Origin of the sequence: Sphingomonas sp. 2378 (genome assembly GCF_038084995.1) — a bacterium.
GTDB lineage: Bacteria > Pseudomonadota > Alphaproteobacteria > Sphingomonadales > Sphingomonadaceae > Sphingomonas.
This window is the reverse complement of record NZ_JAXCMJ010000023.1, coordinates 24031-38694: the sequence shown is the minus strand read 5'-3', so window position 1 is coordinate 38694 and position 14664 is coordinate 24031. Positions and strand designations below refer to the sequence as shown.

Below are 14664 nucleotides of genomic sequence, written 5' to 3'. Positions count from 1 at the left end.
TTTCTTTCCCGCCCGCCCGTTGCGCCGAAACCTAAAGCCAAGGGTACGGGAGTTTTTATGGTCAAGTTTTGGATGGCGGGGGTCGCCGCCTCGGCGCTGTTCGCCGCGCCCGCGATGGCGCAGGACAGCTATGCCGATACGGACGAAGCGCCCTTTTCGGGCGTCTATGTCGGCGGAAGCTTCGGTTATGACGTGCAGGGCAATGATATCGGCTCGCGCATGCTGTTCGACCGCAATCTGGACGGTAGTTTCGGCGATGTCGTGACGACCCCGACGGGGGCCAATGCCTTCTCACCGGGCTTCTGCAACGGCCGTGCGCGCAGCGTCCTGTCGCCCCAGAACGCCGCGACCGGTTGCGACAACGACAAGGACGGAATCGCCTATTATGGCCGGGTCGGCATCGACCATCAGGTCGGCAACATCGTCTATGGCGCGGTCGGCGAGTTCGGCAAGTCCGAGATCAACGACAGCGTGTCGGGCTTTTCGACCACGCCCGCCTGGTACACCTTCACTCGCAGCATCGACTGGGAAGCCTCGGTGCGTGGGCGCCTGGGCTATGCGGCGAACAAGACGCTGTTCTACGGCACGTTCGGCGGCGGCTATGCGCGGATCAACCGCAGCTTCACCACGTCGAACGCGGCCAATGCCTTCGCCCTTAGCGGCGACCGCAACCAGTTCGGCTTTCTCGGCGGTGGTGGCATCGAGCAGAAGATCGGGCGCAACTTCTCGATCGGCATGGAATATATGTACCACCAGTATCGCGACGACGACACGCGGGTGCGCGTGACCCAGGGTTCCGCGCCCGCGACCAATCCGTTCGTGCTGGCGCCGAATACGGCGGGGACGGACATTCGCCGGTCGGACGACAAGTTCCGCTGGCATTCGCTGCGCGCAACGGCGGCGTTCCGGTTCTGACGTTGGGGGCGGTTCCTGTCGGGGCCGCCCTTTTTTGGGGCGAGCGTGGGGCGTGGGCGTGATACCCACCTCCGTTCAGGCTGAGCGAAGTCGAAGCCCAAGGGAAAGCCATCGCCCCCCCCCACGAAAAAGCCCACCGGTCGCGAAACCGGTGGGCCTTTCCCGTCATCGAACCCCGATCAGCGGACGCGCGGGCCGCCAAAGGGCAGGGGCGGCGGCGGGCGGCGGTCGCGACGCGGCATCTGCGCCTGATAGGCATGGCCGCAATGCACGACGCAATAGGGGAAGCCGGGGTTCACCTTCTCGCCGCAGAAGTGGAAGTCCGGCTCGCCCGGATGGCCAATCGGCCATTTGCAGATGCGGTCGTTCAGGTCGAGCAGCGAGGTCTTGCCCGCGATCTCGGCACTCGGCTTGGCGGGGACCAGGCGGCGCGGCGGCGCGGGCGAGGGGGGGGGCTGCTGTTCGCCGGGCGACTGGCGCACGAATCCGCCGGGGCCGACCGAGCGCAGGATCGGCTGCGGTTCGCGCACAGGCACGGCATCCGGCTCGTCCTCGACGACTGGCGCGGCACGTACGGGCTCGGGCTGCGGTTCCGGCGCGGGAGGTGGCGGTGGCGGGGCGGCCACGATCGGCTCGGCGGCGGGAGCGGCGGCGGGCTCGTTGGCCTTCACCGGCGACGGACGCGCCTGAAGCCCCAGGCGATGTGCCTTGCCGATCACCGCGTTGCGGCTGACTTCGCCCAGTGCTTCGGCGATCTGGCTGGCGGTCTGTCCCGCCTCCCACATCGTCCTGAGCGTATCGATCCGCTCATCGGTCCACGACATTCGAAACCTTTCCTCACTTCATCATCGCACCGGCCAGTGATTGTACCGGCTTGCGGGCGGCCACGGCAACGGTTACGCGCTATGCCGATGAGCAGCCAGCCCCCAATCGGAGAAATTCCCCCGGCGGTGCGCGCCGCCCCCGGTGAGCCCGTAATCCGGAACATCAACTGGGGCGGCCTTCGAACCCTCTATATCAAGGAGGTGCGCCGGTTCTTCAAGGTGCAGCTCCAGACGATCTGGGCACCATCGGTCACGACGCTTCTCTATCTGATCATCTTTACCACCGCTTTGGGCGGACGTCACGCGGTGCCGGTGGCGGGGATGCAGGTGCCCTTTGCCGATTTCATCGCGCCGGGCCTGATCGTCATGGGCATGATGAACAACGCCTTCGCCAATGCCAGCTTCTCGCTGCTGGTCGGCAAGATCCAGGGTACGATCGTCGATTATCTGATGCCGCCGCTCTCGACCGCCGAACTGCTCGCCGCGCTGGTCGGTGGGGCGGTGACGCGCGCGGTGCTGGTCGGCCTGACCGTCTGGGTCGCGATGGCGATCTGGCCCGGCGTGCATGTCACGCCGCACGTCTTTTTCGCGGTCGTCTGGTTCGGCCTGTTGGGATCGGTGTTCCTGGCGTTGCTGGGCGTGCTGACCTCGATCTGGGCAGAGAAGTTCGACCATGCCGCCGCCGTCACCAATTTCGTGGTCGTGCCGCTGTCGCTGCTGTCGGGCACCTTCTATTCGGTCGATGGCCTCGCGCCCGCCTTTCGCGCGATCAGCCATGCCAACCCCTTCTTCTATGTCATTTCGGGTTTCCGCTACGGGTTTCTGGGACTGGCCGACTCGCCGGTGACGCTGGGCGGGGCGATCGTGCTGGGCATCGACGTCGTGATGGCGGTGCTCTGCTACGTCCTGCTTCGCAAGGGTTGGAAGCTGAAGAACTGAGACAGGTCGATTTAACCCGATCTTCACCTGCCCAAGTCTATGAACGGGTCTCTGCAGTAGCGGAGACTCCCTCGTGCCGGGTTTCAGCATGCCCGGTCAGGTCCTTTTCGGGACCGCGATCCAGCGCCGCCTGTCGGCAGGCCGGTCGCGGTCCCGACCTTTACCCGACGCCGTCGCCTGAGCGTCGGGTTGCAACACCGCGACAATCGGCGTAGCGGTCCCACCCATCATGACATCTTCTGCTCCCATGGCGGTCGTGCTCGTTTCGGGCGGGCTGGACTCGATGATTTCCGCCGCCTCGGCCAAGGCCGCAGGCTATCGCATCCTCGCGCTGTCGGTGGATTATAACCAGCGCCACCAGATCGAACTCGCCGCCGCCCGGCGAGTCGCCGAGTCGCTGGGGGCTGAGCGGCATATCGTCCTGCCGCTCGATCTGTCTGCGTTCGGCGGATCGGCGCTGACCGCCGATATCGACGTGCCCAAGGACGGGGTGCAGCCGGGTATTCCGGTCACCTATGTCCCCGCCCGCAACACCATCTTCCTCAGCCTTGCGCTGGGCTGGGCCGAAGCGGCGGGCGCGCGCGACCTGTTCATCGGGGTCAATGCGCTCGACTATTCGGGCTATCCCGATTGCCGCCCCGAATTCATCGCGGCGTTCGAGGGGCTGGCCGAGATCGCGACCAAGGCGGGCGTCGAGGGCCAGCCTTTCAAGATCCACGCCCCGCTCCAGCACATGACCAAGGCCGACATCGTGCGCGAGGGCACGCGGCTGGGCGTCGATATGGGGCTGAGCTGGTCCTGCTACGACCCGACGCCCGAGGGGCTGCACTGCGGCGAATGCGACAGCTGCCGCCTGCGCTCCAAGGGGTTCGAGGAAGCGGGCATTCCCGATCCCACCGCCTATGCGGTCAAGCCGCAGGGCTGAGCCGATGAGCTACGCCGTCAAGGAAATGTTCCTGACGCTCCAGGGTGAGGGCGTGCAGGCCGGGCGGCGCGCGGTGTTCGTACGCTTCGCCGGGTGCAACCTGTGGTCGGGCCGCGAGCAGGACCGGGCGAGCGCCATCTGCCGCTTCTGCGACACCGATTTCGTCGGGGTCGACGGTCTGGGCGGTGGGCGTTTTGCCGATGCCGCCTTGCTGGTCGCGGCGGTCGAGGGCTTCTGGGGCGAGTCGCGGGATGAGCGCTTCGTCGTGCTGACCGGGGGCGAGCCGATGCTCCAGGTCGACGATGCGCTGGTCGATGCGCTTCATGCCGCCGGTTTCTTCATCGCGATCGAGAGCAACGGCACGATCGCGGCGCATCCGGGCATCGACTGGGTGTGCATCAGCCCCAAGGCGGGGTCGGAGGTCATCCAGCGTTCGGGGCAGGAGTTGAAGCTGGTCTGGCCTCAGGCGGGGATCGATCCGGCGGAAGTCGAGGGCTGGGCGTTCGCGAACCATCTGCTCCAGCCGCTGGACGATCCTCGCGCGGAGGCGAATCGCGAGGCGTGTATCGCGATGGTGATGGAGCGCCCGCGCTGGCGGTTGACGCTCCAGACGCACAAGATGCTGGGATTGCGGTAGGGCGTTCGTCATCCCAGCAAAGGCGGGGATCTCTGGTGGCCCTGTCCGATCGGTCGCGAAAGGCCCCAGCCTGCGCTGGGGCGACGGATGTGCGGCGGGACGTGCGCTCAGCGTAAACGGGGTTCGGAATGAGTCCTGCCCTCCGTTCAGCCTGAGCAAAGTCGAAGGCCACGGGCGTCCCTTGCCACTCTGCCCTATTTCCCCGCCCCCCTTTCGCTCAGCCTGAACGGAGGGCGGGATAGCCCTTCCTCAGTGAACGAACCGCGCCACCACGTCGCGATAGCTGCGCGAAACCTTCACCTGCGCGCCCGATTCGAGCAGCAGGAAGCATTCGCCATTGGTATGCGGCTTGACCTGCTTGACCAGGTCCAGATTGACGATGGTCGAGCGATGCACTCGCTGGAACCGGCGGGGATCGAGCCGCTTTTCCAGGTCCTTCATCGTCTCGCGCAACACCAGCGAGTTGTCGCCGGTGTTGATGACCATGTAATCGCCCGCCGCCTCGATCATCTCGATCGTATCGACATCGACGCGGAAAATCTGGCCTCGATCCTTGATGTTGATGAGCTTCTCGAAGCGGCTGGAGGCCACTTCGCCGGCCTCGTTCAGATCGGCCACCGCCTCGGGCGCATGTTCGGCGAGCACTTCCTTCAGCTTCTCGACCTCGCCCGCGCCACGCTTCTCGCTGAGGCGCTGGCGCACCCGGTCGAGCGTGTCGGCGAGTCGCGCCTCCTCGACCGGCTTCATCAGATAATCCACCGCCTGCGCCTCGAACGCGCGCAGGGCGTGGTCGGAATAGGCGGTGACGAAGACGAACAGCGGCGGCTCGACCTCCATCAGCCCCTGGATCACCGAGAAACCGTCGAAACCGGGCATCTGGATGTCGAGGAAGACGAGATCGGGCTTGTGCGTCTTGATCGCGCGGATCGCCTCGCGCCCGTTCGAGCAGCGCTCGATGATCTCGACGTCTTCGTGCGCCTGGAGACGGATCTCCAGTCCCTGGATCGCCAGGGGCTCGTCGTCGACGAGGATGGTGCGGATGGTCATGCGGCCTCTCTGTTCACATTCTCAAGCTGAAAGGGGATCTCGATCTCGACCGAAAACCCTCCAGCCGGCGCGGAGCGGGATTCGAAACGATGGTCCGGGCCGTAAGCCTGGGCCAGCCTTTCGCGGATATTGGACAGTCCAACGCCGGTCGAAACGCTTGAGGAATGACGGATTTCGTGCAAGCCGGGGCCGGTGTCGGATACGGCGATCCGCACCCGTTGCCCGACCAGTCGCACATCGACGCGGATTTCCGCGCCTTCCTCCTGCGGCGTGACGGCGTATTTGATGGCATTCTCGACCAGCGGCTGGAGCAGCAGCGAGGGCAGGCGCGCGCGTTCGGCCCGGGGGTCGATCTCGAAACTCGGGCGCAGGCGATCCTCAAAGCGCATCTTCTCAATTTCGAGATAGAGTTTCAGCGTTTCAACCTCTTGCGCCACGGTGACATGCGCCGTGGGCTCATTCGCCAGGGTATAGCGGAGGAAGGCTGACAGCCGGCTTAACATCGCGTTCGCCCGCTCGGTCTGTTTGAGCAGCACCAGGGTCGAGATGGAATTGAGCGTGTTGAACAGGAAATGCGGGTTCAACTGATAGCGCAACATCGCGAGTTGCGCGGTCGAGGCCTGCAACTCCAGCGCGCGCATCTCGTCGATCTGGCTTTCGACGATCAGATAATAGTTGATCGCGAAATACAGCGCCGACCATCCCGCCAACACGTTGAAGGTAATGAACAAATTGCCGATCAGCAGGCTGACCGTCACCCCCGGCTGGGTCGTGGTGATGAACGAGAAGGAGAAGGCGTTGAGCGCGGCATAGAGAAACGTCGCCGCCGCCAGCGTCGCCAGCGTCAGGAACACGCCCATGATCCGTGGCAGGCGGCGATAATAGCCATAGAGCGTCGAGAGCAGCAGGGTGATGCAATAGCCCAGGATCGCCTCGATGATCACCGGGATGATCTTCTCCAGCGAAAAGCCGTTCGAGATGCCGACGACGGAGCGCTGGACCAGATAGCCGGACCAGCCGACCGCCTGGAGGATCCAGAAGGCGCGCGCCTTGTTCTCGAAAAACGGCCGCACCGAAAGCTGATCGGATGCGGAAGGTGAAGCGACGAACGACGCGACGGGCGAATGGGTGGCCATGGCCGGGCGACATCTACACGGCTGGGCCCGGAAGGGCAAAAAAAGGGGCCGCCCTTCCCGAAGGAGGGGCGGCCCCGACTATGCGTTTGCTTGGCTTCGATCAGAAGCCGAAGTGTATCGACCCGATGATGGTGCGCGGCGCACCAAAGGTATAGCGCGTCGTGCTGGTGTTGGTGGTGCCGGTGCTGAGGTTGCCGAAATAACGCTCCTTGAGCAGATTCGACACGTTCAACTGGAAAAAGCTGTCCTTCAGGCCCAGCGATGCCATGCTGAACCGCGCGTCCAGATCGACCAAGGTGTAGCCCTTGCTGATCAGGTCATTGACGTCCGTTACGAAACGGTCGCCGGTGTGCTTAGCCTGAACGCCGACTGAGAGCGGTTCGAAGTTGAACTGCGCACGGCCACCATATTGCCACTTCGGCGTCTCGACCACGAACTTGCCCTTGGTCGCGGCGAGGACTTGTCCATTGGACGGATTGACCGCGTCCGAAAGCAGTTCGGAATCGAGATAGGACACGAAGCCATAGATCGAGAAGTGGCGGCTCGGGTTGATGCCCAGGCTGGCGTCGATGCCCTTGGTCTTGGTCGCGCCCACGTTGCGGTCGATGTTCAGCGTGCCGCCGCCATCGAGCTGCACCAGCGAAGAGATGATCCGGTTGTCATATTTGATGTACCAACCGGCCACCTGTGCCTGGATCAAACGCGAGGTGTAGCGCAGCCCGAGATCGAACGAGTCGGTCTTTTCCGGCTTCACCGCCGCGACCGGCGAGACTTCGACGTCATCGAAGCCATAAAGGTTGTCGGTGCGCGGCACCGAGTAACCCTTGGAATAGCTGCCGAACATGCTGACCTTATCGGTGAAGTTATAAGTATAGCCGACATTGGGCAGTACTGCGCTATAGGTCTCGATGCGGTTGTTGTACGGCGCGGCCAGTTGCACGCTGGCAAGAGAGGTGTCCAGCGCGCGAACCTGTGCCACCGTTTGCGACGTGCAATAGGCGTCGTTCGAGCTGCCGGCAATCGTCCAGCAATAGTTGCTGAGATTGCGGCGGAAGAAGGGCGCGCGCAGACCCAGCGCAATCTTGAAGCGGTCTTCGAAGAAGGAACCGCGATACTCACCGGAAATCTGGTGCAGGATTGCGTAGGACAGGCGGTTGCGCTTGTTCAGCACATTGCCTGCGGCGTCCTTGACGGCATAGGGGCCTTCGCCGTCAAGCGCGCTGAACGGCTCGCGTGGATCGCCCCATGGGGTTAGGAGGCTGGCTTCGCCGGTCTGACGATGACGCGCGCGGTCCCAGGTATAGGCGATGCGGATCAGGTTATTGTCGTCGATCTGGTAACGCAGGCCCGCGATCGCGGTAAAGCGCTGGGTGCGGGTGTTCGACGGAAAGTAGACGCGGACATAGTCCAGCGTATCGCCGTCGCCGTTCAGGTCGGCACCTGCCGCGACGCCCGCGCCGACACGGGTATATTGGTTGGTATAGACGTTCGACAGGAACGCATCGCGTTCCGAGAACACGGCCGTGCCGCCGCCGTTCGCCCGGGTGAAAGAATAGGCGCCATCGAAGGTGAACAGCAGCTTGTCGCTGAGCGTCCAGCGCGAGTTCAGGCGGACATTGCCGGTGTTCGACGGATTGGCGTTATAGCCATAATAGTTGCCGCAAGCGTTGCGATCGTCCTGCGAGCTGTTGTTGCCCGCTGCCGCATTGCCCGAGGGCAAGGTGCAGTTGGCGTCGTACCGATAGAGCGACGAGGTGTTGTTGAACACCGTGTCATACTGATCGCGGTTCAGATCCAGCGTATAGGGGGTAGCGGGCGAAATGCCGGTGGACGGCACCACGCCTGTTCCCAGCACCGTGCGAATGTTGCCGAGGCTGGGGTTGCTGTAGAAATTATTGCGATTCTGGTTGTAGTGGGCCGCCAGCGAGATGAAGTCGCCATTGCTGCCGATCGGCTGATAGATCTTGCCGTTGAACTGGGTCTTGTGGATCTCGCCGGGACCGCGGAACTGATTGTAACGCTGGTTGCTGGCCGACACCCAGGCCTTGGTGCCGAACGAGGTCAGCTCACCGAGGTTCACCAAGCCAAATACGCGATTCATGTTGTTGGTGCCGTGCGAATAGACGGCGGCGGCATGGCGATCGTCGGTCGGGGTCAGCGAGCGGTAGTTGACCGTGCCGCCCGAAGCCGCGGCCGTCGGCGAGTCGACGTCGGTCGCGCCGAAATTGACGTTTACCTGCTCGATCAGCTCGGGATCGAGCTGCTGGTTCGAGTAGATGGCGTAATTCCCCGAGTCGTTCAGGGGAATGCCGTCAAAGGTCAACGCGATGCGATTGCCGTCGAAGCCGCGGATACGAATCTGGCCACCTGAGGAACCGTAAGCGTCGGAGTTGGTGAAGCTCACGCCCGGAATCTGGTTGAGCGTGTCCAGGATGGTCTGACCGGGCGCCCTGCGTTCGATAAGCTCCTGGGTGATGACGGCCTTCGCCTTGGGCGAATCGGGAATCTGGATCCCGTTGACGCTTGAGGGCCCGCGCTCGCCCGTGACGACGACTTCTTCTTCGACGTCGACCGTGCCAGTAGACTGAGCAAAGGCAGCGGTCGGAAACACGAGCGCAGCAACAGCCGTGCTCAAGAACAGAGTAGTACGCATCAATGGTCCCCTTTTCGCACCGGGCGGCGCGTTCCGACCGCTCGTGCGGCTCGGTTAGGCGTGCCCCTGCGCTCCGAACATTGCCGTTATGTTACAAAGGGCGGGGCGCCGACAGGGGGTGTTTCACTCGGTTGGCGGGCGTTGCAGTTTGGCAACGCTTTCAAACACGGTAACGGCTCTATCGCATTCAATAGGCGTCGGAAATTCTGGGGTCTAGTGACGTCCGGGCCTGCGGGCGGGATGGAGAAGACGTTCAGGATGCATCCGCCATGGCTCAGCCGCCCGCGACCAGCGCGTTCCAGTCGGTTTCGTCAATCACGGGAATCCCCAGATCCTGGGCCTTTTTCAGCTTCGACCCCGCGCCCGGCCCGGCGATGACCAGGTCGGTCTTGGCCGACACCGAACCCGAGACGCGCGCGCCCAGCGCCTCCGCCTGGGCTTTGGCCTCGTCGCGCGACAGGGTTTCGAGCGTGCCGGTGAAGACCAGGGTCTTGCCGCTCACCTCCGATTCGCGCGTCCGGTGCACCACGTCCTGCGGCGTGACTTCGCGCAGAAGGTCGTCGACCACCTCGCGGTTATGCTCCTCGGCGAAGAAGTCGAGCAGCGCGTCGGCGACCTCGGGGCCGATCTGGGGCGTGTCGATCGCGGCGACGATGGCGCGCTGGCGCCGCAGCTCGAACTTGCGGTCCGGCTCGCCCAGGGCGGGGACGGTTTCGGCTCGCACGGTCAACGCGGCGTCGATCATCGCGCGAAAGCCCGCCATCGAGACGAAGCGGCGGGCCAGATCGCGCGCGGTGATCTCGCCGACATGGCGGATGCCGAGCGCGAAGAGGAAGCGGTCGAGCGAAATCTCCCGCCGTGCGTCGATCGCCGCCAGCAGCTTGTCGACCACCAGCTCCGACATGCGCTCCCGCTGGATCAGCGCGTCGCGGTGGTGGTGCAGCCGGAAGATATCGGCGGGCGAGGCGATCAGGCCATCGCGGAAGAACTCCTCGATCCGCACCAGCCCCAGCCCGGTGATGTCGAAGGCATGGCGCGAGACGAAATGGATCAGCCGCTCGACCCGCTGGGCCGGGCAGATCAGGCCGCCGGTGCAGCGGATGACGACCTCGCCCTCCTCGCGGGTGGCGAGGCTGCCACATTCGGGACAGTGATCGGGGAAGACGAAGGGTTCGCGGGGCGTCTCGCGGGTCAGGTTCTCGACGATCTGCGGGATGACGTCGCCCGCGCGTTGCAGCACGACCCGGTCGCCGGGGCGGACGCCCAGCCGCTCGATCTCGTCGGCATTGTGGAGCGTCGCATTGGTCACGACGACACCGCCGACCGTCACCGGCTCCAGCCGCGCGACGGGGGTCAGCGCACCGGTGCGACCGACCTGGATGTCGATCTTCTCCAGCGTGGTCTGCGCCCGCTCGGCGGGGAATTTGTGCGCGATCGCCCAGCGCGGGGTCCGCCCGACGATCCCCAGCCGCGCCTGCCAGTCGAGCCGATCGACCTTGTAGACGACGCCGTCGATATCGAAGGGCAGGTCGGCGCGTTGCGCCTCGATCGTGCGATAGATGTCCAAAGCGGCGGCAGCATCGGGCACGCGGGCGAAGGCGTCGGCGATGGGAAAGCCCCAGCGGCGCCATGTCTCGACCATGTTGAACTGGGTTTCGGCAGGTACCTCGCTCGCTTCGCCCCAGCCATGCGCCAGGAAGCGCAAGGGACGGCCCGCCGTGATCGCGGGGTTCTTCTGGCGGAGCGAACCGGCGGCGGCGTTGCGCGGATTGGCGAACTGGCGCGCCTCCTTGTTCGTCTCCGCCGCTTCCTGCGCCAGCCGGGCGTTGAGCGCGGCGAAGTCGACCTTGCTCATATAAACCTCGCCGCGCACCTCGAAGACGGCGGGGGCGGGATGGGGCAGGGTCTTGGGCACGTCGGCGATGGTGCGGACATTCTCCGTCACATCCTCGCCGATCGTGCCGTCCCCCCGGGTCAGCGCCTGGACCAGATGGCCATCGACATAGCGGAGCGAGCAGGACAGGCCGTCGATCTTGGGCTCGGCGGTCAGGGTGACCGGCTCGTCCTCCGGCAGCTTCAGGTAACGGCGGACGCGACCGACGAACTCCTCGACCTCTTCGTCCGAAAAGGCATTGTCCAGGCTGGTCATCGGCCGGGCATGGGCGACCTTGGCCAGATGCGCGGCGGGGGCGGCACCGACCTGGGTGCTGGGCGAGTCGGTGCGGATCAGATGCGGAAAGGCGGCCTCGATCGCCCGGTTACGACGGACCAGCGCGTCATAATCGGCGTCCGAAATCTCGGGCGCATCCTCGCTGTGATAGAGGCGGTTGTGATGGGCGATCTCGCGGGCGAGCGTGTTGAGCTCGGCGGCGGCTTCGAGATCGGTTTGCGGCAAGGGGGTCTGGGGCGTCACGCCGACCGTGCTAGTCCACCCTCCGCTCGGGGATCAAGATGGTGGACCGATAACTGGATCAAGCCGCAGGGCGGCATGTATGCCGATCGCTCAGGGCACGGGGTCGGCATGAGGATCGGAAAACGGCTCAGGCCCAACCGGGCCGTCAAGACCGTGCTCGATGAGCCATGATCGGGCCTGTTCGATATGGATGGCGACCATCGCCAGATCGAGCTTGTCCGTCAGGGCAAGACAGGACTGAAGTCCGGCGACGAGTTGCGTCATATCGTTTGTATTGTCTTGCAACACGGTCGAGGTGAATTTTGCAAGCATGCGGCGCATCCGAAGTTCAGGCTATGGGATACATAATGTCCTGAAAGGGTATCAGGTCCGTATTGGATATAAAATTGATTTCTATCAATGTCACTGGGACTCCAACAGACGGTCCGCCTGGGCGCGCGCCTCGTCGGTGATGGTCGCGCCGGACAGCATCCGGGCGATCTCTTCGCGCCGCTCCGCATCGCATAGCGCGCGAACCCCGGTGCGCGTGACGGTGCCGTCATGGCTCTTGGCGATCAGCAGATGCGCCGCACCCCGTGCCGCCACCTGGGGACTGTGGGTGACGACCAGCAATTGCGTCCGCCCCGCCAGCCGGTGCAGCCGGTCGCCGATCGCCGAGGCCACCGCGCCGCCGACGCCGCGATCGATCTCGTCGAAGATCATGGTGGTCGCGCCGCCCTCCTCGGCCAGCGCGACCTTCAGCGCCAGGATGAAGCGCGACAATTCGCCGCCGCTGGCGATCTTCATCAGGGGGGCGAAGGGCGCGCCGGGGTTGGTCGAGATTTCGAACTCCACCCGGTCCTTGCCCGCCGCCGACCAACCCGAAGGTTCGACCGGCGCGACGGTGGTGCGGAAACGCGCGGCGTCGAGCTTGAGCGGGGCGAGTTCGCTCTTCACCGACTGGTCGAGGCGTTCGGCGGCGGCGGCGCGCGCCTTCGACACCTGCGCGGCGGCCTTGTCATAGGCCGCGCGTGTGGTCGCGACCGCCGCCTCCAGCCGCCCGATGCCTTCCTCGCCCGCGTCCAGCCGTTCCAGACGCCCGCGAAGCTGTTCGGTCAGTTCGGCCAGGTCGTCGGGCTGCACCCGATGCTTGCGCGCCATGCCGCGCAATTCAAACAGCCGTGCCTCATCCTCTTCCAGCGCGCGCGGATCATAGGCGAGTTCGCGCTGCGCCTCGACCAGCCGTTCCTCGGCCAGCGACGCCTCGATCACCGCGCGATCGATCGCCGCCAGCGCGTCGGCCAGCGCGGGATGGTCCTCACCGATCCGCTCCAGCACCCGAGCGGCCTGGCGCAGGCCCGCCAGTGCGCCGTCCGATCCTTGAAGATGCTCCTCGATCGCGCCGAGTTCGCCCGCGATCTTCTCCGACCGTTGCATGGTGCGGCGGCGATCGGCCAGCGCCTCTTCCTCGCCTGGCTCGGGCGCCAGCTTGGTCAGTTCGGCCACCGCATGTTCCAGCCATTCGCGATCACGCGCCGCCGTCTCGATCTCCTCGCGTGCGCTGGTCAGCGCCGCCTCCGCCTCGCGAAGGCGCGTCCAGGCGGCGGCGACCGCCTGGGTGTCGATCCGCCCGAAACTGTCGAGCATCGTCCGATGCCCGCGCGGGTTCAGCAGGCCGCGATCGTCATGCTGGCCATGGATCTCGACCAGAAAGGGCGCGATCTCGCGCAGCAAGGCGGCGGAGGCGGGCTGGTTGTTGACGAAGCCCCGGCTGCCGCCATCGGCCTTGACCTGTCGCCGGACGATCAGGGGTTCGCCGGGTTCGATCTCGATACCCGCTTCGTCCAGGATGGCGGACAGGCGGCTGTCGGGGGCAGGCGGCTCGAAGCTGGCGGTAACGATCGCTTGCCCTGCGCCATGCCGCACCAGTCCGCTGTCGCCGCGTCCGCCCAGCGCCAGACCCAGCGCATCGAGCAGGATCGATTTTCCCGCGCCGGTCTCCCCGGTCAGAACGCCCAGGCCTTGGCCGAAATCGAGGTCGAGCGCCTCGATCAGCACGACATCACGAATGGACAGCGCGGTCAGCATGGCGGGCGATATAGAGCGAAACGCCGCGCGATGTTATCCCCCACGCGCGAAAATGATCCCGATTTGTTCGGGTGGCTATCCTTTCCCTTTCCCCTCAAAGAGGGGCGAGGGAAAGGATAGCGTCGTGCTGGGCTCAGCCGGTCGGCGAACTGTTGTTGCCGGTCGGGGTGGGACGGCCCGGTGCCGCCGCGCTGGGGGTGGCGGTGCCGGTGCCCGGCAGGCCGATATTGACCGATCCCGGCGTGCCGGTCGGCACCACGGGCTGGCCCGGCTGGATCGCGGGGATCGGCTGGACCGGATATTCGCGCATCAACTTGTAGGCGCGGTTATACCAGTCGCTGCCCGGATAATTGGCGCCCAGCACGGCGGCGGCGCGCTCGGCCTCGGGGCGGACGCCCAGCGCCAGATAGGCTTCGGTCAGCCGCAACAGCGCCTCGGGCGTGTGGCTGGTCGTCTGGTATTTGTCGATGACGGTGCGGAAGCGCATCGACGCGGCCAGCCACTGGTGCCGATCCTCGTAGAAGCGGCCGATCTCCATTTCCTTGCCCGCCAGGTGGTCGTTGACCAGATCGACCTTCAACCGCGCGTCGGCGGCATAGCGCGTGTTGGGATAGCGACGCATCAATTCGCCCAGCGCGTCCAGCGCCTGGCGGGTGATCTTCTGGTCGCGGGTCACGTCCTGGATCTGCTCGTAATAGCCGAGCGCGATCAGATAATAGGCATAGGGCGCGTCGCGATTGCCGGGGTGGACCGAGATGAAACGCTGCGCCGACTGGATCGACTGGGTATAGTCGCGACCCAGATAATAGCTGAAAGCGCTCATCAACTGCGCGCGGCGGGCCCAGATCGAATAGGGGTGCTGACGCTCCACCTCGTCGAACAGCAGCGCCGCCTCCTTGTAGCGGTGCTGGTCCAGCCGGTTCTTGGCGGCCGTGTACAGCGTGCCGACGTCGCGGGCGACATAAGGCAGGTCGGTGCGGGTACGGTTGCGGGCGCAACCCGCGATCGGAAGGGCCATGACGGCGATGAGCGCCAGCGACAGCGCACGGGAACGGGGGTTACGCATCGCGCATGTCCTTAGCGCAGCATGAGGGCGGGGAACAGTCCC

12 protein-coding genes are annotated in these 14664 nt (G+C 65.1%); 4 read left to right on the top strand and 8 right to left on the bottom strand.

Annotated features, from left to right (window positions below; translation table 11 throughout):
- Positions 1-57 precede the first annotated feature (57 nt).
- Positions 58-915, top strand: coding sequence for an outer membrane protein (locus SM191_RS12350; protein ID WP_341506451.1), 858 nt, complete (start codon positions 58-60; stop codon positions 913-915).
- A 179-nt stretch (positions 916-1094) separates the two neighbouring features.
- Here SM191_RS12350 and SM191_RS12345 read toward each other — a convergent pair whose 3' ends face one another.
- Positions 1095-1739, bottom strand: a complete 645-nt coding sequence (locus tag SM191_RS12345; protein ID WP_341506450.1) for a GcrA family cell cycle regulator — start codon at positions 1737-1739, stop codon at positions 1095-1097.
- Positions 1740-1826: 87 nt separating this feature from the next.
- Here SM191_RS12345 and SM191_RS12340 point away from each other — a divergent pair, with 87 nt between their 5' ends.
- The 3 genes from SM191_RS12340 (at position 1827) to queE (ending at position 4240) form a co-directional block, all read left to right on the top strand.
- Positions 1827-2678: an ABC transporter permease gene (locus tag SM191_RS12340; protein ID WP_341506449.1), complete on the top strand. Its 852-nt coding sequence runs from the start codon at positions 1827-1829 to the stop codon at positions 2676-2678.
- Positions 2679-2907: 229 nt separating this feature from the next.
- Entirely contained in the window at positions 2908-3603 is a 696-nt protein-coding gene (gene queC, locus SM191_RS12335) for a 7-cyano-7-deazaguanine synthase QueC (protein WP_341506448.1), read from the top strand.
- A 4-nt stretch (positions 3604-3607) separates the two neighbouring features.
- On the top strand, positions 3608-4240 hold the full coding sequence (queE, locus tag SM191_RS12330) for a 7-carboxy-7-deazaguanine synthase (protein WP_341506447.1): 633 nt from the start codon (positions 3608-3610) through the stop codon (positions 4238-4240).
- A 249-nt stretch (positions 4241-4489) separates the two neighbouring features.
- On the opposite strand, the gene SM191_RS12325 is transcribed toward queE, so the two are convergent.
- The 7 genes from SM191_RS12325 to SM191_RS12295 all read right to left on the bottom strand — a co-directional run bounded on the left by SM191_RS12325 (position 4490) and on the right by SM191_RS12295 (position 14622).
- A complete protein-coding gene (locus tag SM191_RS12325; RefSeq protein ID WP_341506446.1) occupies positions 4490-5287 on the bottom strand; it encodes a LytR/AlgR family response regulator transcription factor in 798 nt (265 codons plus the stop codon).
- Complete coding sequence (locus SM191_RS12320; protein WP_267435250.1) at positions 5284-6423, bottom strand: sensor histidine kinase; 1140 nt, start codon at positions 6421-6423, stop codon at positions 5284-5286. The genes SM191_RS12325 and SM191_RS12320 overlap by 4 nt, the downstream gene beginning before the upstream one ends.
- Positions 6424-6523: 100 nt before the next feature.
- Positions 6524-9076 (bottom strand): TonB-dependent receptor, encoded by a 2553-nt coding sequence (locus tag SM191_RS12315; RefSeq protein ID WP_307002337.1) that lies wholly within the window; start codon positions 9074-9076, stop codon positions 6524-6526.
- 274 nt (positions 9077-9350) lie between these two features.
- Complete coding sequence (gene ligA, locus SM191_RS12310) at positions 9351-11489, bottom strand: NAD-dependent DNA ligase LigA (protein WP_341506445.1); 2139 nt, start codon at positions 11487-11489, stop codon at positions 9351-9353.
- Between the two features lie 90 nt (positions 11490-11579).
- Positions 11580-11801 carry a hypothetical protein gene (locus SM191_RS12305; protein WP_307002335.1) on the bottom strand — a complete coding sequence of 74 codons (222 nt, stop codon included), beginning with the start codon at positions 11799-11801 and terminating at the stop codon, positions 11580-11582.
- 90 nt (positions 11802-11891) lie between these two features.
- Positions 11892-13556, bottom strand: coding sequence for a DNA repair protein RecN (gene recN, locus SM191_RS12300; protein ID WP_341506444.1), 1665 nt, complete (start codon positions 13554-13556; stop codon positions 11892-11894).
- Between the two features lie 133 nt (positions 13557-13689).
- Positions 13690-14622, bottom strand: a complete 933-nt coding sequence (locus SM191_RS12295; protein WP_341506443.1) for an outer membrane protein assembly factor BamD — start codon at positions 14620-14622, stop codon at positions 13690-13692.
- Positions 14623-14664 lie beyond the last annotated feature (42 nt).

What these genes read in the sequence shown, in the direction of transcription:
- SM191_RS12295 (WP_341506443.1), bottom strand. Translation starts at nt 14,622, where the DNA reads ATGCGTAACCCCCGTTCCCGTGCGCTGTCGCTGGCGCTCATCGCCGTC.
- SM191_RS12305 (WP_307002335.1), bottom strand. Translation starts at nt 11,801, where the DNA reads ATGCTTGCAAAATTCACCTCGACCGTGTTGCAAGACAATACAAACGAT.
- SM191_RS12315 (WP_307002337.1), bottom strand. Translation starts at nt 9,076, where the DNA reads ATGCGTACTACTCTGTTCTTGAGCACGGCTGTTGCTGCGCTCGTGTTT.
- SM191_RS12350 (WP_341506451.1), top strand. Translation starts at nt 58, where the DNA reads ATGGTCAAGTTTTGGATGGCGGGGGTCGCCGCCTCGGCGCTGTTCGCC.
- queE (WP_341506447.1), top strand. Translation starts at nt 3,608, where the DNA reads ATGAGCTACGCCGTCAAGGAAATGTTCCTGACGCTCCAGGGTGAGGGC.
- SM191_RS12345 (WP_341506450.1), bottom strand. Translation starts at nt 1,739, where the DNA reads ATGTCGTGGACCGATGAGCGGATCGATACGCTCAGGACGATGTGGGAG.
- recN (WP_341506444.1), bottom strand. Translation starts at nt 13,556, where the DNA reads ATGCTGACCGCGCTGTCCATTCGTGATGTCGTGCTGATCGAGGCGCTC.
- SM191_RS12340 (WP_341506449.1), top strand. Translation starts at nt 1,827, where the DNA reads ATGAGCAGCCAGCCCCCAATCGGAGAAATTCCCCCGGCGGTGCGCGCC.
- SM191_RS12320 (WP_267435250.1), bottom strand. Translation starts at nt 6,423, where the DNA reads ATGGCCACCCATTCGCCCGTCGCGTCGTTCGTCGCTTCACCTTCCGCA.
- SM191_RS12325 (WP_341506446.1), bottom strand. Translation starts at nt 5,287, where the DNA reads ATGACCATCCGCACCATCCTCGTCGACGACGAGCCCCTGGCGATCCAG.
- queC (WP_341506448.1), top strand. Translation starts at nt 2,908, where the DNA reads ATGACATCTTCTGCTCCCATGGCGGTCGTGCTCGTTTCGGGCGGGCTG.